The organism is Rhodococcus wratislaviensis, from assembly GCF_900455735.1.
Taxonomy (GTDB): Bacteria; Actinomycetota; Actinomycetes; order Mycobacteriales; family Mycobacteriaceae; genus Rhodococcus_F; species Rhodococcus_F wratislaviensis.
The window spans coordinates 280,212-302,313 of the sequence record NZ_UAUI01000011.1; the positions used below are offsets into that span (position 1 = coordinate 280,212).

Annotated in this window: 21 protein-coding genes; 8 read left to right on the forward strand and 13 right to left on the reverse strand. The window is 68.1% G+C overall.

The window, feature by feature from the left end:
* The first annotated feature begins 87 nt into the window (after positions 1 to 87).
* From DTA22_RS15090 to DTA22_RS15100, 4 genes are read left to right on the forward strand one after another with little or no spacing between them, the layout of a single operon-like run.
* Complete coding sequence (locus DTA22_RS15090; protein WP_245973421.1) at positions 88 to 1,134, forward strand: acyl-CoA dehydrogenase family protein; 1,047 nt, start codon at positions 88 to 90, stop codon at positions 1,132 to 1,134.
* Positions 1,131 to 2,381, forward strand: coding sequence for a CaiB/BaiF CoA transferase family protein (locus tag DTA22_RS15095; protein WP_112299950.1), 1,251 nt, complete (start codon positions 1,131 to 1,133; stop codon positions 2,379 to 2,381). Before DTA22_RS15090 ends, DTA22_RS15095 begins: the two co-directional genes overlap by 4 nt.
* A 14-nt stretch (positions 2,382 to 2,395) precedes the next feature.
* On the forward strand, positions 2,396 to 2,620 hold the full coding sequence (locus tag DTA22_RS35930; RefSeq protein ID WP_146777772.1) for a hypothetical protein: 225 nt from the start codon (positions 2,396 to 2,398) through the stop codon (positions 2,618 to 2,620).
* A 4-nt stretch (positions 2,621 to 2,624) separates the two neighbouring features.
* Entirely contained in the window at positions 2,625 to 3,350 is a 726-nt protein-coding gene (locus DTA22_RS15100; RefSeq protein ID WP_005249317.1) for an amino acid ABC transporter ATP-binding protein, read from the forward strand.
* A 68-nt stretch (positions 3,351 to 3,418) separates the two neighbouring features.
* Here the strand turns inward: DTA22_RS15100 and DTA22_RS15105 are convergent, their stop codons facing one another.
* Genes DTA22_RS15105 through DTA22_RS15130 form a run of 6 tightly spaced genes read right to left on the reverse strand, consistent with a single transcriptional unit; the run spans position 3,419 to position 11,156 of the window.
* On the reverse strand, positions 3,419 to 6,811 hold the full coding sequence (locus DTA22_RS15105) for an NAD-glutamate dehydrogenase domain-containing protein (RefSeq protein ID WP_112299951.1): 3,393 nt from the start codon (positions 6,809 to 6,811) through the stop codon (positions 3,419 to 3,421).
* Between the two features lie 43 nt (positions 6,812 to 6,854).
* Positions 6,855 to 7,718 carry a 5-oxoprolinase subunit C family protein gene (locus DTA22_RS15110; RefSeq protein WP_112299952.1) on the reverse strand — a complete coding sequence of 288 codons (864 nt, stop codon included), beginning with the start codon at positions 7,716 to 7,718 and terminating at the stop codon, positions 6,855 to 6,857.
* Positions 7,715 to 8,365 (reverse strand): 5-oxoprolinase subunit B family protein, encoded by a 651-nt coding sequence (locus DTA22_RS15115; protein ID WP_112299953.1) that lies wholly within the window; start codon positions 8,363 to 8,365, stop codon positions 7,715 to 7,717. The genes DTA22_RS15110 and DTA22_RS15115 overlap by 4 nt, the downstream gene beginning before the upstream one ends.
* A complete protein-coding gene (locus DTA22_RS15120; protein WP_112299954.1) occupies positions 8,362 to 9,117 on the reverse strand; it encodes a LamB/YcsF family protein in 756 nt (251 codons plus the stop codon). Before DTA22_RS15120 ends, DTA22_RS15115 begins: the two co-directional genes overlap by 4 nt.
* Positions 9,107 to 9,895 (reverse strand): putative hydro-lyase, encoded by a 789-nt coding sequence (locus tag DTA22_RS15125; protein WP_112299955.1) that lies wholly within the window; start codon positions 9,893 to 9,895, stop codon positions 9,107 to 9,109. Before DTA22_RS15125 ends, DTA22_RS15120 begins: the two co-directional genes overlap by 11 nt.
* Positions 9,888 to 11,156 (reverse strand): MFS transporter, encoded by a 1,269-nt coding sequence (locus DTA22_RS15130; RefSeq protein WP_112299956.1) that lies wholly within the window; start codon positions 11,154 to 11,156, stop codon positions 9,888 to 9,890. Before DTA22_RS15130 ends, DTA22_RS15125 begins: the two co-directional genes overlap by 8 nt.
* A gap of 169 nt (positions 11,157 to 11,325) precedes the next feature.
* Here DTA22_RS15130 and DTA22_RS15135 point away from each other — a divergent pair, with 169 nt between their 5' ends.
* Positions 11,326 to 12,039, forward strand: a complete 714-nt coding sequence (locus DTA22_RS15135) for a GntR family transcriptional regulator (RefSeq protein ID WP_037230199.1) — start codon at positions 11,326 to 11,328, stop codon at positions 12,037 to 12,039.
* 16 nt (positions 12,040 to 12,055) lie between these two features.
* Here DTA22_RS15135 and DTA22_RS15140 read toward each other — a convergent pair whose 3' ends face one another.
* The 5 genes from DTA22_RS15140 to DTA22_RS15160 all read right to left on the reverse strand — a co-directional run bounded on the left by DTA22_RS15140 (position 12,056) and on the right by DTA22_RS15160 (position 17,294).
* On the reverse strand, positions 12,056 to 12,940 hold the full coding sequence (locus DTA22_RS15140) for a hydroxymethylglutaryl-CoA lyase (protein ID WP_112299957.1): 885 nt from the start codon (positions 12,938 to 12,940) through the stop codon (positions 12,056 to 12,058).
* Positions 12,941 to 12,968: 28 nt separating this feature from the next.
* Positions 12,969 to 14,300, reverse strand: a complete 1,332-nt coding sequence (locus tag DTA22_RS15145) for an SLC13 family permease (RefSeq protein WP_112299958.1) — start codon at positions 14,298 to 14,300, stop codon at positions 12,969 to 12,971.
* An 81-nt stretch (positions 14,301 to 14,381) separates the two neighbouring features.
* Complete coding sequence (locus DTA22_RS15150; protein WP_112299959.1) at positions 14,382 to 15,602, reverse strand: CaiB/BaiF CoA transferase family protein; 1,221 nt, start codon at positions 15,600 to 15,602, stop codon at positions 14,382 to 14,384.
* Positions 15,603 to 15,769: 167 nt separating this feature from the next.
* Complete coding sequence (locus DTA22_RS15155) at positions 15,770 to 16,417, reverse strand: IclR family transcriptional regulator (RefSeq protein WP_112299960.1); 648 nt, start codon at positions 16,415 to 16,417, stop codon at positions 15,770 to 15,772.
* 169 nt (positions 16,418 to 16,586) lie between these two features.
* Positions 16,587 to 17,294, reverse strand: a complete 708-nt coding sequence (locus DTA22_RS15160; protein WP_112299961.1) for a FadR/GntR family transcriptional regulator — start codon at positions 17,292 to 17,294, stop codon at positions 16,587 to 16,589.
* A 79-nt stretch (positions 17,295 to 17,373) separates the two neighbouring features.
* Here DTA22_RS15160 and DTA22_RS15165 point away from each other — a divergent pair, with 79 nt between their 5' ends.
* The 3 genes from DTA22_RS15165 to DTA22_RS15175 are packed head-to-tail and all read left to right on the forward strand — an operon-like array spanning position 17,374 to position 20,215.
* The gene (locus tag DTA22_RS15165) at positions 17,374 to 18,129 is read left to right on the forward strand and encodes a (Fe-S)-binding protein (RefSeq protein WP_112299962.1); all 756 of its coding nucleotides are present in this window, start codon (positions 17,374 to 17,376) and stop codon (positions 18,127 to 18,129) included.
* The gene (locus tag DTA22_RS15170; RefSeq protein WP_112299963.1) at positions 18,126 to 19,607 is read left to right on the forward strand and encodes a LutB/LldF family L-lactate oxidation iron-sulfur protein; all 1,482 of its coding nucleotides are present in this window, start codon (positions 18,126 to 18,128) and stop codon (positions 19,605 to 19,607) included. Before DTA22_RS15165 ends, DTA22_RS15170 begins: the two co-directional genes overlap by 4 nt.
* Positions 19,604 to 20,215, forward strand: coding sequence for a LutC/YkgG family protein (locus DTA22_RS15175; protein ID WP_112299964.1), 612 nt, complete (start codon positions 19,604 to 19,606; stop codon positions 20,213 to 20,215). Before DTA22_RS15170 ends, DTA22_RS15175 begins: the two co-directional genes overlap by 4 nt.
* A gap of 43 nt (positions 20,216 to 20,258) precedes the next feature.
* Here DTA22_RS15175 and DTA22_RS15180 read toward each other — a convergent pair whose 3' ends face one another.
* Together DTA22_RS15180 and DTA22_RS15185 are read right to left on the reverse strand one after the other, a co-directional pair.
* Positions 20,259 to 21,065 carry an alpha/beta hydrolase gene (locus DTA22_RS15180; protein ID WP_112299965.1) on the reverse strand — a complete coding sequence of 269 codons (807 nt, stop codon included), beginning with the start codon at positions 21,063 to 21,065 and terminating at the stop codon, positions 20,259 to 20,261.
* Positions 21,062 to 22,078, reverse strand: coding sequence for a PHP domain-containing protein (locus tag DTA22_RS15185; protein WP_037230223.1), 1,017 nt, complete (start codon positions 22,076 to 22,078; stop codon positions 21,062 to 21,064). The genes DTA22_RS15180 and DTA22_RS15185 overlap by 4 nt, the downstream gene beginning before the upstream one ends.
* Between the last annotated feature and the right edge of the window lie 24 nt (positions 22,079 to 22,102).

The window sequence follows — 22,102 nt, forward strand, 5'->3', positions numbered from 1 at the left end:
GAGATCGCAAACCCCGCTCTCACGCTCGAGGACACGGCTGCAACGGCAGCCCGCTTGGCGCAGGAGTTTGCAGTCAGTGGCTGCGGAGTGCCGAGCAATCAGGGTTCACCTTCCGACGCCGATTCCCGCGCGGCTTATGCGGCATACGGGAAGGCCGGGCTCATCGGGATGCACTGGCCGCAGCGTTACGGCGGCCGCGGGCTGGACGCACTGTTCACCTTCGCCGTCGAGGAGCAGCTCGGATACAACTGGCTGCCACTCTCGAGCTACCTCCTGTCGGTGAAAACGATTGGGAATGCGCTACTTCAGTTCGCCAGTGAGGAAATGTGCCAGATCTTCCTCCCGCAGATCGCGTCCGGCGACATGATCTTCTGCCAGGGGTTCTCCGAGCCCGAAGCGGGCACCGACCTCGCGTCACTTCGCACCACGGCGCGCCGCGACGGTGACCGGTACATCGTGAACGGCCGCAAGATCTGGACATCGAGCGCCGAACACGCCGACTGGGTGTACCTCGCGGTCCGTACCGGCTTCACCGAGGCACGTCACCGTGGGCTTTCCGTCTTCCTCGTGGACATCACGACGCCGGGCATCGTCGTGGACGTACACAAGACGCTCGGCGGCGGAACTCTCGGCGAACTGACCCTGACGGACGTGTCCATCCCGGCCGATCAGATCGTCGGCGAAGAGAATGCGGGCTGGGAAATTCTCATGGGCACACTCGATTTCGAGAGGGTTACCAGTGAGAAAGTCGGCATCGTCCTGCGTCTTCTCGACGACATGGCCCCTCTGGTCACGTCGCCGAAGGATCGCGAGATTCTCGCAGGGCTCCGCGGCGACGCACAGATCGCGCGCCTGCACGGACGCCGGGCCACGGAGCGACTCGACGCACGACAGGACGCGAGCGCCGAGTCCTCGATGGCAAAACTGTCGATCGCCTTGCTGCTGCAGGAACTGGCAGACGCGGCCGTAGAGGTGCTCGGACCCCGCGCGCTGATCGAAAGCGGCCCGGGCGCAGTGCTCGACGGCAAACTCGCGGCACTTGCCCGCGCAGCGGCGGCGACCACCATCGCGGGCGGCGTTTCGGACATTCAACGCAAGAACATCTCCAGGCGAAGGGTAGGCGCAGCGTCATGACCGTACCGACCGCCAAGCCGCTCGCCGGGCTGCGTGTCCTCGACTACGCGCAGTACGTCGCGGGCCCGTTCGCGGCGATGATGCTGGCCGATCTCGGCGCGGAAGTCATCAAGGTGGAACCACCGAACGGTGACGCCTGGCGGCACTACGAGCCGTTGACTCCGGATGGCGGACGATGGTTCATCTCGCTGAATCGCAACAAGAAGTCAGTGGTCGCGGACCTGAAAACGGAACGGGGACAGGACTTCAGTCGTGCGCTGATCCGTACCGCGGATGTCGTGATCCACAACATGCCCCCGGAACGGGCCTTGCGGTTCGGCTTGGATCGCGACACCGTCAAATCCGTCAACCCCGACGCGGTGTGGTGCTGCGTGTCGGCATTCGGCACCGACGGGCCCGAGTCGCAGACCCTGGGCTACGACTTGATCGCGCAGGCGGCGTCCGGACTCCTGCTCGCGGATGCGCGCAGTGGTGACCCGGTCCCACGTCGATCCGGTGGCATCGCCATGGCCGATCTGACCGCCGGCCTGCTCACCTTCGCGGCGGCGCTTGCCGGTCTCACCGACCGCTTCCGGCGACACGACGAGACCGGTGTGTCCAAAGGTTTCGAGGTGTCGCTGCTCGGGGCGTCGTTGGCGGTGCAGGTGCAGCGGTTCGTCTCGGTCGGTGACGGCGAGTTCGACGACGCGCCCGGAGTCTGTGACGAGACGAGACTCGAGCAATTGGCCGAAACGGTGACGGAGTCGGACGAACTGGAGCCGTACTACCGGTGCTACGCCGCGTCGGACGGATTCATTGCGCTGGCCTGTCTCAATCTGGCGCAGCGCCGGAAAGTCCAGGCGCTACTCGGTATCGACGACCCGTGGGCGGTCAACCCACAGGCAGTGCCCGCCGACCAGGCGGAACGGGAGATGCGAAGTTCGCTGAAACACCGATTCGCCGAGGTGATCAAGACCGATACCGTCTCTCATTGGATCGCGGCGTTCGAGGAACTCGGCGTTCCCGCCGGACCCGTTCGCGAGATCACGCAAGCGCACTCTCTACCGCAGGTGCGCGCCAACGGACTCGTGCAGACGATCGAACAGCCCGAGATAGGTCCCGTCAGCGTACTGGGATCGATCTTCAAGATCGACGGACATGCCCGACCCGACGCCGGTTCTGCACCGCGTCTCGGTGAACACACTCAGCAGCTGATCGAACTCGTCAGCGCAACACACACTTCGGAAGGGATCGCGACAGCGCGATGACTGAAAACGTAACGATGACGAAAGACGATGTTCGAGAGTTCGCGTCGTCGGTGAAGAATATTTGCAGTTCTTTCCCGACATCGGGATCCTGGGCGCCCGATCGTCCCTCGGACGATCGCGATGCCGCGGTGCGCGAGAACCTCTCGCGCGCAGGCTGGTACCGTCTGCGCACCGGCCGCGCCGACACGTCCGGCACGCTCGACCCGGTGGAACAGTCCATCGTCGTGGAAAGGGGATAAGGCGATGGCCGTCTCTCTCACTGGCACCGACCTGCATCTCGCGTTCGGCACCAACAAGGTGCTCCGCGGTGTCGACCTCCACGTCGACGCCGGCGACACCGTCACCGTGATCGGACCGTCCGGCTCCGGAAAGTCCACGCTGCTGCGGGTCCTCAACCGGCTGCACGAACCCGATCAGGGCGACGTCCTCCTCGACGGAAAGTCGGTGCTGAAGGACAACCCGGACAAGCTGCGGCAGCGCATCGGCATGGTGTTCCAGCACTTCAACCTGTTCCCGCACAAGACGGTCGTCGACAACATCGCCCTCGGGCCCCGCAAGCTCAAGGGGATGTCCAAGGACGAGGCGCGGTCGCTGGCCCTCGAGCAACTCGAACTCGTCGGACTCGCCAACAAGGCCGACTCCCGGCCCGGCAACCTGTCGGGCGGGCAGCAGCAGCGCGTCGCGATCGCCCGCGCCCTCGCGATGAAACCCGAGGTGATGTTCTTCGACGAGGCCACCTCGGCGCTCGACCCCGAACTGGTGAAGGGCGTCCTCGCGCTGATGGCCGACCTCGCCAAGGGCGGCATGACGATGGTCGTCGTCACCCACGAGATGGGCTTCGCCCGCGAGGTGTCCGACACGGTGCTGTTCATGGACCACGGCGCCGTCGTCGAGACCGGGAAGCCGGACCAGTTGTTCGACAAGCCCGAAACCGAACGGCTGCAGCAGTTCCTGTCCCAGGTGCTGTAGGCCGCTCCGCGGCCCGTGCGCGGTTGACGAGTCCAGAGACTCCTTAACCACGCACGGGCGCGAAGCGCCTACCGCGTCATCGCCCGGATCCGCCTGGCCGCCACGGAGATCAGCGCCAGGGTGGGCTCGGTGGCGACCTCCGACTCGATCTCCGTCAGCAGTGCACGCGCGCGGGCGAGCCGGGCGGCGTTGTGCTGTTCCCACTGGTCGACCTTGTCGGCCGCGTCCTCGCCGGGTTCGCTGACGGACAGCGCGTCGAGGGTGATGGCGCGCAGCGAGCTGTACAGGTCGTCGCGCAGGGCGAGCCGTGCGAGTGCGTGCCACCGGTCCAGCCGGGGGAGCGCCGTCACGGCGGTCAGTGCGGTGTTGATGTGCAGGTGCGCGGACAGCGCGAAGTACAGTTCGGCGACGTCCTCGGGCCGGTGCTGCGAGATCTCCGCGATGTCCACGATGTCGAGGAGGCAGTACGTGTGCAGGAGGTCCGCGACGTCCGCGGCCAGCCCGGCGTCCGCCCCGCGCGACGTGAGGGCCTCGGTGCGCCGCTCCACCGCCGTGATCTCGTCGCCCCGCAACCATTCCCGCACGCGCGGCCCGAGGTCGCGGACGACCGGCCGGTAGCGGGCGATGGTGGCCTCCAGCGGCAGTGGTTGCGGCCGATGGGTGGTCAGCCACCGCGACGCGCGGTCGATCAGTCGCTGGGTCTGCACCGTCAGTGCGTTCGTGCCCGCCGTCGGCGTCGTGTCGGCCGTCGCCCGGATCCGCTCGAAAGTCGCTCCGAGGTCGAAGATCTCGGTGACCGCGGTGAAGGCGTTCACCGCCTCCGCGGAGTCGGCGCCCGTTTCCTCCCGCAGCCGGAACGCGTACGTCATCCCCGCGCGGTCGACCATGTCGTTGACGACCGACGTCGTGACGATCTCCCGGCGCAGCGGGTGCGCGGCGACCGTGTGCGCGAACTCCCGGCCGAGCCGCGGCGGGAAGTAGTTGTGCAGCCGGCCGGCGTACACCCCGTTGTCGGGGAGGCTGGTGCCCGACACCTCGCTCTTGATGAAACGCTTGACCTGCGCGGTGAGCTGCGCCAACTCCGGGCTCGTCAGCCCCTTCTGCTCACGTTCGAGTGCCCCGAACTGCGCGGACGTCGGGAGCACGTCGATCGCGCGGTCCACGTGCCCGCGCCGTTCCAGGTCGTCGACCATGCGGGAGTGGAAGCTGACGAGTGTGCCCGCCTGCGCCCGGTTCAGGCTCATCATCTCGTTCTGGCTGCGGTTGTCGGCGAGGACGAGCCTGCTGACGTCGTCGGTCATGTCGGACAGCAGCTCTCGCCGGTCCTGCGCGGTGAGGGTGTTGTCGGCGGTGGCGCCCGCCAGCGCGATCTTGATGTTGACCTCGTGGTCCGAGCAGTCGACGCCGGCCGAGTTGTCGAGCGCGTCGGTGTTGACGCGACCACCGTTGCGCGCGTATTCGATTCGCCCGAGTTGGGTCAGCCCGAGGTTGCCGCCTTCGCCGACCACCCGGACGCGTAGCGCGGGCGCATCGAGCCGGACCGAATCGTTCGACTTGTCGCCGACGTCTGCGTGGCTCTCCGTCGTCGCCTTGACGTAGGTGCCGACTCCGCCGTTCCAGAGCAGGTCCGCGGACGCACCGAGGACGGCACGCACGAGTTCGACGGTGGTGAGGACGCGATCGTCCTCGATCCCGAGAACGCGCCGGGCCTGCGGTGTCAGCCGGACCGACTTCGCCGACCGGTCGACGATCATGGCACCGTCGCTGAGGACCGCCGTGTCGTAGTCCTTCCAACTCGACCTGCCGACCGCGAAGAGCCGTGCCCGCTCGTCCCACGACCGCCGCGGGTCGGGATCGGGGTCGATGAAGACGTGCCGGTGGTCGAACGCCGCGGTCAGGCGGATGTGGGGGCTGAGCAGCATCCCGTTTCCGAAGACGTCACCGCTCATGTCGCCGATGCCGACGACGGTGAAGTCGTCGGTGCGGGTGTCGACGCCCATCTCGCGGAAGTGCTGCATGACGCTTTCCCACGCGCCGCGGGCGGTGATACCCATCGCCTTGTGGTCGTATCCGACGGAACCGCCGGACGCGAATCCGTCGCCGAGCCAGTACCCGCGCTCCAACGCGATCGCGTTGGCGACATCCGAGAATGCCGCCGTCCCTTTGTCAGCGGCGACCACGAGGTAGGTGTCGTCGCCGTCGCGGCGGACGATGCCCTCCGGCGCGATCACCTGCCGGGTGGTGATGTCGAGGTTGTCCGTCATATCGAGGAGGCTCGAGATGAACTCGCGGTAGCAGGAGATGCCCGCCGACGCCGTCGCCTCCCGGTCGGCGGCGGCGTCACCGGTCGGCACGGGCGGGTTCTTGACGACGAAGCCGCCCTTCGCTCCCGCCGGGACGATGACGGCGTTCTTGACCGCCTGCGCCTTGACGAGTCCGAGGATCTCGGTGCGGAAGTCGTCGCGACGATCCGACCACCGGATGCCGCCGCGGGCGACGTCGTCGAATCGCAGGTGCACGCCCTCCACCCGCGGCGAGTACACGTAGGCCTCGTATTTCGGCCGGGGCAGCGGCAATTCGTCGATCGATGCGGAGTCGAACTTGAACGCGAGAGCTCGCGCGGGCCGACGGTCGCCGGCGTAGTACGTCGTGCGGGTGGTGGCGCGGATCAGGGACAGCAGTGCCCGCAGGATCCGGTCGGCGTCGATTCCCGCGACGGCGTCGACCGCGTCCACGATGCGGCCCTCGAGTGCGTCCTCCGCGGCGGCGTCGCGTTCGATGCCCGGGTCGAGCCGAAGAGCGTGGAACTCGACGAGGAGTTGCGTGATTGCACTGTTGCTCAGCAGGACTCGTTCGACGTTGCTGCGGCTGTACGGGAGCCCGGCCTGGCGCAGGTAGGCGGCGTATGCGCGGAGGACGGTCACCTGACGCCAGCCGAGCCCGGCGTGCAGGACGAGCGCGTTGAACCCGTCGACCTCGGTCTCACCCGTCCACGCCGCCCGGAACGCGTCCGCGATCCGGCTGTCGCGGGTCACACCGTGACCGTCCGTCACGGCGACCAGATCGACGGTGAGGTCGTAGATCCAGGCGCGGTGCCCGTCGGGGCGGGTCAGCGCGGCCGGCCGTTCGTCGAGCGCGTTGACTCCCAGGCTGGACAGGATCGGCAGAACCTCGTTGAGCGGTGCGGGTTTCCCGACCGCGTAGATCTTGAGGTTCTCGTACGGCGCGGACGCCTCGGTGGTGGTGAACGTCAGCGCCACACTGTCGACGTCGAGACGCTCCACCTCGGCGACGTCGCGGATCGCCTGTGCCGGATCGGTTTCGGTGGCGTAGCTGATCGGCAGCGCGGACGCGTAGTGGCGCGCGACCGCGGTGCCCTGACGGTGCGGTTCCGCGAGCAGCGTGCTGCGCCACAGCTCGTGGGACCAGGGTGTGTCGAGTTCCGTGCCGATGCTGTTCATGACGATGGGGTGATCTCCTGTAGTGGGATCGGTGCGAAGCCGATCACGCAGTGGTGAAGCGAATCAGTTGGCCTGGTCGAGCCTGGGCGATCCGGTCGATGTCCTCGTCCACGACGACGCCGATGACGGGATAGCCGCCCGAGATGGGATGGTCCGCCAGGAAGACGACGGGCTGCCCGCTCGGCGGAACCTGGATGGAGCCGAGCGCGACACCTTCGGTCGGGAGCTCGGCCTCGGACGTCCGCACCAGCGCGGGCGCGTCGCCGTGCCGGTTGAGGCGCGCCCCGATGCGATCGGTGTCCGGGGAGACGGCCCACACCCCCGCGGTCAGCGCGTCGGGGTTGGTGAACCAGTCGTCGCGGGGGCCGCCGACGACGCGGACCGGCAGCGTTCCCGCGTCCATCGGGGGAACGGGAGCGACGTCGACGTTCGGGAAGCTTATCGGCGCGGTGCCGACGGGTAGAATGTCGTTGGGTTTCAACGCTTCCGGTCCGATTCCGGAGAGGGTGTCGGTGCTGCGGGAGCCGAGCACGTCCGGCACCGCGACGCCCCCTCGGACGCCGACGTAGCTGCGCAGGCCGACCTGCGCGTACTGCAGGCGCAGCGTCTGTCCCGGCTGCATCACGATGACGCTCGCGTGGCCCATCGGGATTCCGTCGAGCAGCGCCGTGGCGGGTGCACCGGTGACGGCGACGATGGTCACCTCCCGCGCGCGGAGGGCGAGGCCGCCCATCAACACCTCGATGCACGCGCGGTTCTCGTCGTTTCCGACCAGCCGGTTGGCCAGCTTCGCGGACCCGCGGTCGGCGGCGCCGGACACGCCCACACCCGAACTGAGGTAGCCGGGGCGGCCGAGATCCTGGATCAGGCTGAGCGGACCCGTTTCGAGTACTTCGAGTTCACTCACAGTGTTTCCTCGTCGACGAATCGGACGCGGCGCCCCGGCTGCAGCAGCGCCGGAGGGTTCGCGTCGAGGTTCCACATCGGGGAGTCCGTGGTTCCGATGATCTGCCATCCACCGGGTGAGGACCGCGGATACACCGCGCCGTAACCGCCGGCGAGGGCCACGGACCCGGCGGGCACCACGGTGCGGGACTGGGCCCGTCGCGGCACGGTCAGCCGGTCGTCGCCGCAACTCAGGTAGGCGAAACCCGGTGCGAATCCGATGAATACACAACGCCAGGTGGCGGCGGTGTGGGCCGCGATCACGTCGTCGCGACTCATCCGCAGATGGTCGGCGACGTCGGCGAGATCGGCGCCGTCGTAGCGGACCGGGATCGTGACCGGCTCGGATTCGGATGCGCGGCTGTCCTCGTGCACCTCGAGTCCGTCGGTCATCGTCCGCAGCGCACGGCGTACCTCGTCGAGATCGGTGCGCGGTGTCGTGGTGACGAGCACCGTGCGCGCCGCGGGAAGCACGTCCTCCACACCGGGAAGTGGGGTGCGGCGGAGGCGTTCGGTCAGCGACACGACGAGGGGTTCCGACTCCAGTTCGACGAGAAGGGCCCGGGTGCCCGCCGGAAGGATCCGGGTGCCGGTGCTCGCGGTGGTCATGTGAAGGACCCGAGCGTGACGTCGGCATTCTCCAGGGCGTGCCGGACCTGGCGGGCCGTGCGCACGGATCCGGGCGAATCGCCGTGCACGCAGATGCTGTGCACCGACACCGCGACGTCGTCGCCGTCGATCGACTCCACCGTTCCGCTGGACACCATGCGCACGGCCTGGGCGGCGGCGACGTCGGGATCGTCGATGACGGCGCCGGTCACCGAGCGCGGAGTCAACGTGCCCGCGGCGGTGTAGCGGCGGTCGGCGAAACCCTCGGCGACGAAATCGATGCCGTGGGTTTCCGCGGCACGCTGCAACTGCGAGCCGGGTGGGCCCATCAGCGCGAGCGGTTCGGTGAACCGGTCGATGGCCGACGCGATCGCCTCGGCGCGCTCGTAGTCGAGCGCAGCGGAATTATAGAGCGCACCATGCGGTTTGACGTACGACACGCGGGATCCGGCGGCGCGCGCGAACCCGGCGAGCGCGCCGATCTGGTACAGCGTCTCGTCGCGCAGATCCGCCGGCGACACCGCGAGTTCACGGCGGCCGAATCCGGCCAGATCCCGGAAACCCACGTGCGCACCGATCGCGACGTTGCGCTCGGCCGCACCCTCGCAGGCCCGGCGGATGATCATCGGATCCCCCGCGTGAAATCCGCACGCGATGTTCGCGCTGGTGACGATGTCGAGGAGGGCCTCGTCGTCCGCCAGGGTCCACTGCCCGAAGCCCTCACCGAGGTCGCAGTTCAGATCAACGCGCATCGGGAACCTCCAGGACGTACTCGCTGTCCGGGGTGTCGGTGATCAGCATGTACCCGGGCGCATGGGTGATCGCGAACGGCAACCGGGACGCCATCACCGCCGCCTGCGGGGTGACCCCGCAGGCCCAGAACATCGGCACGTCCCCGGGCTCGAAGTTCACCGGATCGCCGAAGTCGGGGGCCGCGACGTCGGCGATGCCGAGTTCCGCGGGATCACCGATGTGCACGGGTCCACCGTGGACGGCGGGCATCCGCGCGGAGATCGCCGCCGCGAGCGAGACCTGACGTTCGGGAACGGGCCGCATCGACACCACCATCGGTCCGCTCATCCGGCCTGCGGGCCTGCATTCACGGTTGGTCACGAACATCGGGACGTTGCTGCCCTGCTCGACGTGCCGCAGCGGCACCCCGGCAGCGGCCACCGGATGCTCGAACGTGAAGCTGCACCCGATGTGGAAGGCCACGAGGTCGCCCCGCCACAGCGCCGACACGTCCGCGGTCTCGTCGGCCAGTTCGCCGTCCTTCCACACGCGGTACAGCGGCAGGTCCGTGGTGATGTCGGCGCCGGGGGCGAGCATCGTCTCCCGGGAGCCCACGTCGCCGACGTCGAGGACGGGGCACGGCTTGGGGTTCCGCTGCGTGAACAGCAGAACGTCGTAGGCCCAGTCCTGCGGAACGGCGATGAGGTTCGTCTGCGCGAATCCGGGCGCCAGACCGGCGGTCGGGGTGACACGTCCCGAACGGAACGCGGAGCGGAGGTCGGCCGGTGAGTCAGTCAAGTTGGATCCCGCGGGTCTCGGGGAGGAAGAACAGGGCGAAGACGGCGATGGCGTAACCGAGCGCACCGAAGATCATCGCGCCACCGATACCCAGCTGGGTGGCCGCCAGGAAACCGACGACCGCGGGGAACACGGCACCGACCGCGCGGCCGAAGTTGTAGGTGAAGCCCTGGCCCGTGCCGCGGGACTGCGTCGGGTACAGCTCGGACAGGAACGATCCGAATCCGCTGAAGATCGCCGACGTGCAGAAGCCGAGGGGGAAGCCCAGGATCAGGATCAACGTGTTCGCGCCCTCGGGCACCTGGGTGTAGCCGACCATGAAGATCGCCGACAGGAACGCGAACAGCTGCATGGTCCGCTTGCGGCCCAGCTTGTCGGTGAGGATGCCGCCGCTGACGTAACCGAGGAACGCACCCGAGATCAGGATGGCGAGGTACCCGCCGGTGCCGACGACGTCGAGTCCGCGCGAGGTCTTCAGGAATGTGGGCAGCCAGGACGCCAGCGTGTAGTAGCCGCCCTGCACACCGGTTGCGAGCAGCGACGCGAGCACGGTGGTGCGGAGCAGTCCGCCGCGGAAGATGGCGGCGAACGAGCCCGTCTGCTTGCCCGCGGACTCGCGGCGCTCCGTGACGACCTCGGGGTCCTTCAGATTCCGGCGAACCCAGATGATGAGGAAGGCGGGCAGCACACCGGTGAAGAACAGCACGCGCCACGCGACGTCGGGATCGAACAGCTGGAAGACGACCGTGTAGACGATCACCGCCAGCGCCCAGCCCACCGCCCACGCGCTCTGGACGAACGCCACGGCCCGGCCCCGGTACTCGGCCCGGGCGTATTCGGCCACGAGAATCGCACCCGCCGCCCACTCGCCGCCGAAGCCGAGGCCCTGGAAGGCGCGGAAGACGAGCAGCGTCTCGAAGTTCTGCGCGAAGCCGCACAGCACCGTGAAGATCGTGTACGTCGCGACCGTGACCTGCAGGGTGCGGACCCGGCCGATCTTGTCGACGAGGATGCCGGCGAGGGCACCGCCGAGCGCGGACACGACCAGCGTCACCGTCGTCAGCAGACCAGCCTGTCCGGTGGTGAGGCCGAAGTAGGCGGCGATGGCCGCGAGGCCGAGCGGGAGGACCTGGAAGTCGTAGGAGTCGAGTCCGTACCCGCCGAACGCGCCGATGAAGGCTCTCTTTCCCTTCGGCCCGAGGGTGCGGAACCAGTCGAAGGGGCGCGCCTGCGCGACCTCGGTCTGTGTATCTGTGGTCATGGCACCTCGCCTGAAGAAGGGATGTAACTGCCGGAAGAAACGGTGTAACTCCCATCACGGTACAAATCGTTCAACGATCCTGCAATACCCTGAGAGGATCGTTTAACATGGAAGTCATCGCGGAACCGAGCTCACAACTATGATTGCGGTCGAGATCGAAACCTGAGGAGTGGACTTGACCAGCTCGAATGCCCTTCGCGGCGATGCGCATTCCCGCCTGGCCGCTCACCGCGGCCTGCTCGAACGCACCAGCAGGACCACCCGGGTAGCCGGCATTCTGCGGGACGCGATCATCGACGGAACGTTCCGACCTGGGGCGCGACTCTCCGAACCTGACATCTGCGCGGCCCTCGACGTCTCCCGCAACACCGTGCGCGAGGCGTTCCAGATCCTCATCGAAGACCGGCTCGTCGCGCACGAACTCAACCGCGGCGTCTTCGTCCGCGTGCCCACCGCCGAGGACATCACCGAGCTGTACATCTGCCGGCGCGTCGTCGAATGCGCGGGCGTCAACGGCTTCGACCCCGCCACCGGCGACCTGTCCCGCGTCGCCGAAGCCCTCGACCTGGCCGACGAACGGCACGCCGTCGAGGACTGGACCGGAGTCGGCACCGCCGACATCCACTTCCACAGCGCCCTCGCCAGCCTCAACAACAGCAATCGCATCGACGAACTGATGCGCAGCGTGTGGAACGAGGCGCGGCTCGTCTTCCACGTCATGGACGACGCCCACCGATTCCACGGCCCGTACCTCACCCGCAATCACGAGATCTACGACGCGCTGAAGGCCGGCAACACCGAAGCCGCAGGTCAGCTACTCAAGACCTACCTCGAAGACGCCGAGGCGCAGATCCTGGGGGCGTACCGCCCCGTGAGCGGTTGACGAGTCCAGAGACTCGTCAACCACGCACGGGCGCGAAGCGCGAGAGCTGCGGCGAGGCTGCGAGGACACGCCTGACCCACGATGCTGCGGCGGTGACCTGCGCCTGATCGATGCCGGTGTCCACGTCATGACTGTGAAAATGCGCGACCAGCTCCTCGGTCGCGAGGTTGCCGTGTGCGCCCGGCGCGAACGGGCACCCGCCGTATCCGCCGACCGCGCTGTCGAAGTGTGCGATCCCCAGATGTCGTGCCGCTTGCAGGGCGGTGGTGAGTGCTTGGCCGTCGGCGTTGTGCAGGTGCAATCCGATGGTGATGTCGGGCAGTGCTTCGCGCACGGCGCCCACCGCGGTGAGCACGTGCTCGGTGGTGGCGGTGCCCAGGGTGTCGGCCAGCCCCAGGGCGCGTATCCCCATGGCTGCGAACTGTTCGGCGACTTCTACCAGACGTGTGGGTGAGACGGTTCCCTCGAACGGGCAGACGAATGCGGTGGATATCCCGCCGAGGAACCGTTGCTCCGGGTAGCCGGCCACCGCCTGGGACAGGTCCTCGAGGGCCTGCGCAGCGGACTTGCCGGCGTTCGCTTGGCTGTGTGCGGAACTGGCCGATGCCGCGATGTGCACGACGTCGACTCCGGCGGCCACTGCACGGTGGACCCCGGTGGCGTTCAGTGCCAACGCGCTGACCTGTGTGGTGGCGCGGTAGGGCTGCAACCTGGCGATGAGTGCGTCGGCGTCGGCCATCTGAGGAACGCGGGTGGGCGAGACGAAGGACACGGCTTCGATCTGCCGGACTCCGGCTGCCACCAGCGCGTCGGCGATGGTGAGTTTGTCGTCGGTGGCGACGAGGACGTTCTCGTCCTGTAGACCGTCGCGCAGGACGACGTCGGTGATGGTGACGGGCATGCGAGAACCTTCTCGAGAGGGCCGGGGGTCAGAGCGAGGTGGGAACGACGATCAGGGCCCAGGCCACCAGCGGGGCGAGGAGCACAACCAGGCCGCAGTAGGCCAGGACGCTGCGTTGGAACCGTTGACGGTCTTCGACATCGGCCTCGGCCACCACGATGGATCCGTTCGTGGCGAAGGGGCTGACGTCGACGACGGTGGAGGCGAAGGCCAGCGCGATGATGAATCCCAGCGCGCCGAGTTCCCCGGCGGCGAGCATGGGGGCGGCCAGCGGCAACGCGATTCCCAGCGTGCCGATCGAGGAGCCGACCGCGGAGATGATCGCGGCGGCGTACAGCAGGATCAGCGCGGCGGCGAGAGGGGAGCCGAGGTGGGTGGCGGCATCGCCGAGGAAGTCGAGGGTGCCGTTTTGTTTGAGCACCGTCATGTAGGTGAGCATGCCGCAAACCAGCACGACGGCCGGCCACGCCACCTTGTCTTCGATCCGGGGCATCTTCTTCGGGGCCATCAGCAGCAGAACCGTGCTGATGCAGATCGAGCTGACTCCGACGTCGACGTTGAAGGCCACCGAACCTACTGCCAGGAGCAGGATTCCGATGAGCGTCGCGACCCGCTCCCGGTTGAGCGGGGTGCGGCCGATGACATCGACGTCGGGCAGGACGGCGGTCGCGGAGGCGGTGCCGGATCCCGGGCTGGGATGGGGGCGGGTCGGTGCGCCTGAGCTGGCGCCGGCGCCGGTGATCTCGTCACGGTCTTCGGGCAGCTCGTGGAGCAGGTCGCGGCCGTAGATGGTGAACAGTACGGCGAGGAACAGGGTGTTCAGTGCGAAGGGAACGATGAACAGCAGCAGCGGATTCGCCTCGTACCCGGCGGATTTGATCAATCCGTTGACGAAGGCGCCGTAGATCGTGATGGGCGAGAACGCGCAGCCCAGAGCGCCGTGGTTGATGGCCATGCCCATCAGCAGGGGGTTGATCTTCTTTTTCCCGGCCAGCCGCATCGCGATGGGGGCGAGCATGCCTGCCGCCATCGGCGATCCCAGGGCCATCAGCGCGCCGGAGAGCAGGAACATCATCCACACCAGCGCCCAGCGCCGTCCGTGGACCAGGCGTAGGGCCGATTCGACGATGATGTTGATGGTGCCGTTGGCCTTGGCGATGGCGAACAGCAAGGTGATGCCGGCGACGATCAGGAAGATGTCACCGGGAAATGCGTCGACGATGTCGTCGATCGGGATCCCCGACACCCATCCGCCGACGAGGAAGGCGCCGGCGAAGGCGAGGATGCCCATGTTGATCGGCACCTTGGTGGCGATGGTGAAGATCAGTACGAGGGCGAGGATGGAGATGGCGTAGACCATGGGACCGTGTTCTTTCCGTGCGGGGCAAACGGGAAAGGTGCGGCTGCACCAGGGAGCAGAGGGGCGGCGGATGCCCGCGGGTCAGATGACGCCTGCTGTGCGCAGTGCGTTCAGGCGGTCGGGCGTCAGGCCCAGCATCCGGCCCAGTACCGGCTCGGTGTCGGCACCGAGATCGGGACCCAGCCATCCGACTTTCGTTGCCTGGCCGTCGAACTGAGGTACCACGCCGGGGAAGCGCACCTCCTCGGATGAGCCGTCTTCGACGTCGACCTTGAACGGCTGGATCATCCCGCGGGCCAGATAGTGCTCGTCGGAGACGATGCGAGCAGCGTCGTAGACGTCGCTGGCCGGGACACCGGCGTCGGACAGTTCGGTGACCACGTCTCTCGTGGATCTGGTCGTCGTCCATGCCACGATCGCCTCGTCGAGATCGTCCTCCCGTAGGTAGCGTTTGGTGCCGTCGACCAGGTCGGGATCACTGGCCAGGTCCGGGCGGCCGACGGCGTTCATCAGCCTTGCGAAGACCCCGCTGGCGTTCCCGGCGATCAGAACCGAGCCGTCGGCACACGGGTAGGAGCCGCTGGGCACCACACCGGGAAGATTGCCGGCGGTGCGCTCGCGCACCATGGCATAGGCGTCGTAGTCAGCGGTCAGCGACTCCATCGCCATGAAGACCGATTCGTAGAGTGCGACGTCGGCGACCTTGGGCCGCGGGTGGTCGCCGCCGCGGGCTTTGGCCAGAAGCATCATCAACGCGCTGACCGCGCCGTAGAGACCGGCGAGGGTGTCGCCCAGCGGTGCTGCCGGACGCACCGGCTCACGGTCGGGATAGCCGGTTACATAGCGCAATCCACCGAACGCCTCAGCGACCCCGCCGAAGCCGGCGCGCTGTGCATAGGGGCCGTTCTGGCCGTAGCCGGAGATCCGAACCAGGACAAGGTCAGGGTTCGCTGCCTGCAACTGGTCGGGGCCGATGTTCCAGCGTTCGAGCGTGCCGGGGCGAAAGTTCTCGATCACGACATCGACCTTGGTGGCCAGGTCGAGCACCAGCTGCTGCCCCTCGGCGCTCTTCAAATCGAGCGTCACCGATCGTTTGTTGCGGGCGATGGTGCGATACATCATCGAGGTGGTGCCCCTGCTGCGACGCCAACCGCGCAGCTCGTCACCACCGTCGGGACGTTCGATCTTGATGACCTCGGCGCCGAAATCAGCCAGCAGCCGAGTCGCGAAGGGCGCTGCGATGAAGTTGCCCAGTTCCAGGACAGTGATGCCGTCGAGCGGACCTGTGGTGGCGTTGTTCATGACGCTCCGATTCCTGTCGGCGATGCGATCAACCTTCGTGATGACCCATTATTTGGGTCATCACGGCCCGAATAATGGGGCAACCATAGTGCTCCGGGTCACAGGGCGCAACGATGCATGCCGGCCGGCACAGGTCGAGATGACACGAAAAGACGCAACCGCCGGGGTCAGGAGTCGAGAAGTGACTTTTCGATGCGATGAGCGGCGTCGATGGCCGAGGGACCGAGGCGGGGTCCGGGATCGTCACCGAGCCGGTGCAACGGGCCCGACACGCACACCGACGCGACGATCTCGCCGTGTATTTGTACCGGTGCACTGACCGAGCCGAGGCCGGGAACCCGCTCGGAGAGCGTCTGCCACCAGCCGCGGCGTCGCGCGACGGGGTCGTTGTCGAAATCTCCGGCCAGCACGTGGCCGCTCGACCCTTCCGCCAGTGGAAATGTGGTGCCGACCGGCATGGTGGCCCGCAGTTCGTTCGACGATTCGACACTGGCGGCGCACAAGCGCAGGTCACCGCGCCGGACCCACAATTGCGAGGACTCACCGGTGCTGTCGCTCAGCTCCCGAAGCACCGGCATCGCGATATCGGTCATCCCCGCCGCAGTGAAGCGATACCCGAGCCAGTATCGGCCCTCGGCATCTCGACGCAGGTAGCCATAGTGGGCGAGCTCGGCCACGAGACGTTGGGTGGTCGACTTCGACAAACCGACAGTGCGCGCAAGTTCGCTGGTGATCATCGGTCGTAACTCGACGGCGTCGATGATGGCGAACGCACGCGACAAGACACCGACCGTCTTGCGCTGCTCGTCCGCCATGGCCCGATTCTCCCCACGAAACCACGCCCGCGAACTGCATGGTGTTGCCGCCTGTGTCAAACGATCCTAGCTTCGAGCACCAGCGACACTACGGACAACTGGTCCGGCCACCTCCCCGATCTCGGCGGCGGCGGTGCGGATGCTTCACTCGCCCGATCACCGCCCGCCCCTACACGTCACCCGACCCACGCACAGGCGCGAAGCGCCCGTAGAAGCCCTCGATGTGTTCCCGCACCAGACCGGCGGCCTCGGCGCCGTGGCCGTCACGGAGGGCCGCGACGATGCCGCGGTGCTCGCAGCGGAGGTGGGTCGCGACCGCAGGCCAGTCGTCGAGGAGCGGAACGGCCTGCATGACGTAGCCGTGGATGGAGTCGCGGAGCGAGACCATCATCGCCTCGACGAGGACGTTGCCCGCGAGTCCGGCCATCGCGACGTGCAGGTCGGCGTCGAGCCGGTGGAACGCCTCCGGGGAGAGGTCCTCGTCGTCCATCGCGTCGAGCAGGGTGTCGATGGCCGAGAAGTCGAGGTCGCGGGCCTGCCCGGCGGCTTCCTGCACCGCCCACGATTCGAGCAGCGTGCGCGTCTGGACGACGTCGCGGATCGGCAGCGTGCGCGTTGCCATGTGTAGTCGGAGGGCCGCGCCGATGGACGCGGCCGGGTCGGCGGCCACGATCGCGCCTGCGTCCGGTCCGGACCCGACGGCCGTGCGGACGATGCCCATCGCCTCGAGCACGCGCATGGCCTCGCGGACGGACGAGCGTCCGACCCCCAGTTCCTCCGCGAGCGCGCGCTCGGCGGGCAGACGACCGCCGACGGTGAGTTTGCCTGCCGCCAGATCCTGCTCGATGCGGTGCAGGACGACCTCGTGTGTGCGCACGAGCGAAGTTTACCTGGTGTGGTCTGACCACAGTGCGCTACTGTGGTCAGACCACAGCCCAGCCCGGTTGGAGTACCCGATGAAAATCGCCCTGTTCGCCACGTGCCTGGCGGATGCCCTGTTCCCCGAATCCGCCACGTCGACGGTCCGCCTGCTCGAGCGGCTCGGCCACGAGGTCGTGTTCCCGCAGAAGCAGACATGCTGCGGGCAGATGCACGTCAACACCGGCTACCAGGCCGAGGCGCTGCCGCTCGTGCGTCACCACGTGGAAGCGTTCGAGAGCGGACCGTCCTGGGACGTCGCGGTGGCGCCGTCCGGTTCCTGCGTCGGATCCGTCCGGCACCAGCACGCGATGGTCGCCCGCCGGTACGGCGACGAATCACTCGCGACGCGCGCCGAGGACGTCGCGTCCCGGACGTACGAACTGTCGGAACTGCTCGTCGACGTCCTCGGCGTCACCGACGTCGGCGCCTACTACCCGCACCGGGTGACGTACCACCCGACGTGCCACTCGCTGCGGATGCTGCGGGTCGCCGACAAGCCGCTGCAATTGCTACGCGCGGTGCGGGGAATGACGCTGATCGAACTCCCCGCGGCCGAATCCTGTTGCGGTTTCGGCGGAACGTTCGCGCTGAAGAACTCCGAGACATCGACCGCGATGCTCGCCGACAAGATGGGCAACGTCCTGAGCACGGGCGCCGAGGTGTGCAGCGCCGGCGACTCGTCCTGCCTGATGCACATCGGCGGCGGACTGTCCCGGCTGCGCAGCGGCGTCCGCACCGTCCACCTCGCCGAGATCCTGGCGAGCACCGAGAAGATCGGGAGCAACGCATGACCACGTTCCTCGGCTCGCCCACCTTCCACGCGGGCACCGGAAACATCCGGGGCACAGAATCTTTCCCCGACGCGGCGCGGAAGTCACTCGCCGACACCCAGTTGCGCGCCAATCTCGGCGCGGCCACCACCACCATCCGCAACAAGCGCATCGCCGCGGTCGCCGAGGTCGACGACTGGGAGGAACTGCGCCGGGCGGGCAGCGCCCTGAAGGCGGACGTGATGGCGCGGCTCCCCGAACTGCTCGTGCAGTTCGAGGAGAACGTCACCGCCCGCGGCGGCACCGTCCACTGGGCACGCGACTCGGAGGAGGCGAACCGGATCATCACCGACCTCGTCCGGGCCACCGGCTCCGACGAGGTCGTGAAGGTCAAGTCGATGGCCACCCAGGAGACGGGCCTCAACGAGCACCTCGAGGAGAACGGGATCGCGGCGATCGAGACGGACCTCGCCGAACTCATCGTCCAACTCGGCGAGGACAAGCCGAGCCACATCCTCGTTCCCGCCATCCACCGCAACCGCGCCGAGATCCGCGAGATCTTCCTGAAGTCGATGCCCGGCATCGACACGGACATCACCGACGACCCGCGGGCGCTGGCGATGGCCGCGCGGGCACACCTTCGGCGAAAGTTCCTCTCCGCCACGGTGGCGGTCAGCGGCGCGAACTTCGGGGTCGCGGAAACCGGGACCCTCGCGGTGGTGGAGTCGGAGGGCAACGGGCGGATGTGCCTCACCCTCCCCGACACCCTCATCACCCTCATGGGCATCGAGAAACTGGTCCCGACGTTCACCGACCTCGAGGTGTTCATGCAACTGCTACCGCGGTCGTCCACCGCCGAGCGGATGAACCCGTACACCTCGATGTGGACCGGGGTGCATCCCGGCGACGGCCCGCAGAACTTCCACGTCGTCCTCCTCGACAACGGTCGCACCAACGTCCTCGCGGACGAGGTCGGACGGTCCGCTCTTCACTGCATCCGCTGCAGTGCCTGCCTGAACGTGTGCCCCGTGTACGAGCGGGCAGGCGGTCACGCGTACGGGTCGGTGTATCCGGGCCCGATCGGCGCGATCCTCAGCCCGCAACTCACCGGGACCACCGGTCACGACGACCCCAACGCGTCGCTGCCGTTCGCCTCGACGCTGTGCGGCGCCTGCTTCGACGCCTGCCCGGTGCGCATCGACATCCCCAGCATTCTCGTGCACCTGCGCGCGGAACAGGTCGACTCCGAGCGGCACGGCCTTCCGGGCGGCCAGGACCTCGCGATGAAGGCCGCGGGTTTCGTGATGGGCTCGGAGAAGCGGTTCGCCGCCGCCGAGACGGCGTCCAAGGTCGGCCGGGTACTGGCCGGCAAGAAGGGACACATCACGTCGCTGCCGTACCCGGGGTCGAAATGGACCGCGAGCCGCGACCTCCCCTCCCCGCCGAAGGAAACCTTCCGACAATGGTGGGCCCGCACTCACGAGGACACGACACGATGACCGCACGCGAAGAGATACTGTCCCGGATCCGGTCGGCGCTCGCCGAAGGGCTTGCCCCCGAACCCGTTCCCCGCGACTACCACCGGCAACCCGCGTCCGGCCCCGGGGACGTCGAGTTCTTCGTCCACACCGTCGACGACTACCGCGCGCAGGTCCATCGCGCCGACGAGAGCACCGTTGCCGAGATCGTCACCGGGCTGATCGCGGAGGGCGCGCGCGCCGTCGTCCCACCGGACCTTCCGGAGGCGTGGCGGCCGCGACGTGACGTCGTCGTCGACGGTGCCCCCGCCGAACTGTCGACGCTCGAACTCGACGCGCTCGACGTGGTCGTCACCGGTTGCACCCTCGGGATCGCCGCCACGGGGACGATCGTGCTCGACGGCGGCGCCGGGCAGGGGCGGCGGGCGCTGACCCTCGTCCCGGATCACCACATCTGCATCGTCCGCACCGATCAGATCGTCGACACCGTGCCGCAGGCCTTCCAGACCCTCGACGCGACCAAGCCGCTGACGTTCATCAGCGGTCCCAGCGCCACCAGCGACATCGAACTCAACCGCGTCGAGGGCGTCCACGGCCCCCGGACGCTGGACGTCGTCATAGTGCGCTGACGCGCCTGTGCGTGGCTTACGAGTCCAGAGACTCGTCAACCACTCACGGGGCGCGGAGCGCCCTCGTGGCGCGGACGATCTCCGCGCCGCCGAACATCACGTCGTCGTTGTGCCCGGCCCCGGCCAGCACGACGGTTTCCACCGGGCCGAGCGCCGCATCGGCAACGCGTCGACTCTGTTCCGGTGGGACGACGATGTCGGCCGTGCCGTAGACCACGGTGGTGGGCACGTCGATGCGTGCGACGTACTCCGCGACGGGGAACCTGTCGCGCAGCAGCAGCCGGACAGGCAGGAACGGGTAGTGATGCCGGCCGACGGCGGCGAGGTCGACGAACGGCGACCGGAGCAACAGGCCCGCGGGCGGATGCTCGGTGGCGAGTTCGGTGACGACGCCGGTGCCGAGGCTTTCCCCGAAGTAGAGCAGCCGCTCCGGCGGCACGCGTCGCTCGTCGACGAGGTGCCGGCGGGCCGCCCGGACGTCGAGTGCCAGTCCGTCCTCGCTGGGGTGACCGGGATTCCCGCCGAACCCGCGGTAGTCGAAGAGCAGCGTGGCGAAACCGGCGGCGGCGAGGTCCGACGCCAGCTGCGCCCGGTCGGCCCTGTTGCCGGCGTTCCCGGGGGCCACGAGGACGGTCATCAGCGGGTCCCCGCTCGCGGGTGGGACGTACCAGGCGCCGAGTTCGAGGCCGTCCGACGTGGTCAGCGTGACGTCCTCGGCCCCGGCGATCAGTCGGTCGGCGGGCGGCACCGGGGACGTGTCGGGGTAGTAGATCAGTCGTCGCTGCAACACCCACACGACGGCGATCAGCACAGCGACAACCAGGAGCGCAACGATCCCGACACGGATCATTGCCGAATCGGGGTTCCGGCCCACTCCAGCAGCTCGGCCACGGGCAGGGTGTTGATCACGTCCGTCGGTTCGACTCCGCGTTCGGCGGCGCGCTCGCAGGCATAGCCCTGCCAGGCGAGCTGACCGGTGGTGTGCGCGTCGGTGTCGATGGAGAACTTGCAGCCGCTGCTCAGTGCGAGGTCGATCAACCGTCCCGGCGGGTCGCGCCGCTCGGGGCGGGAGTTGATCTCGACCGCGGTGCCGTACTCGCGGCACGCGTCGAACACCCGTTCCGCGTCGAACTTCGATTCGGGCCGCGGTCCCCGTGCACCCTCGACGAGCCGGCCGGTGCAGTGCCCGAGGACGTCGACGTGCGGGGACTTCACGGCCTGCAGCATCCGCTTGGTCGTCGTCGCGCGATCGGTGTCCAGGTGCGAGTGCACGCTGGCCACCACGATGTCCAGGTCGGCGAGCAGGTCGTCGTCCTGGTCGAGGGTGCCGTCGACGAGGATGTCTACCTCGATGCCGGTGAGCACGCGGAACGGCGCGAGTTCCGCGTTCAGTTCGGCGACGACGCTCAGCTGGGAGAGCAGCTGCTCCGACGACATCCCGTTCGCGACCGTCAGCCGCGGCGAATGGTCGGTGATCGCGCAGTACTCGTGGCCCAGGGCGGCCGCGCGACGCATCATCTCCCGGATCGGACACCGGCCGTCCGACCAGTCGGAATGGGTGTGCAGGTCGCCGCGGAGCGCGTCGAGCAGTTCGGTCCCCCCGAGGCCGATCGGCTCGGCCGCATTCCGGAGGTATGTCAGGTACAGCGGCACCGACTCGGCGCACTCACGGATGATTGCGGCGGCCTCGGACCCGATGTCCGGCGGCGACACCCAGCCCCGCTCCTCCAGATCGGCCAGTTCGTCCTCGTCCGCGTACGTCAGCACGTCGGCCGCCCGCCGGAATGCGGCGATCCTCGGTGCCTCGTCACGCGAGCGCTCGAGCCAGAACGCAATTTCCCGCAGCGCTTCGACGGGGTCCATCTTTCAATGGTGCACGGCTGCCGG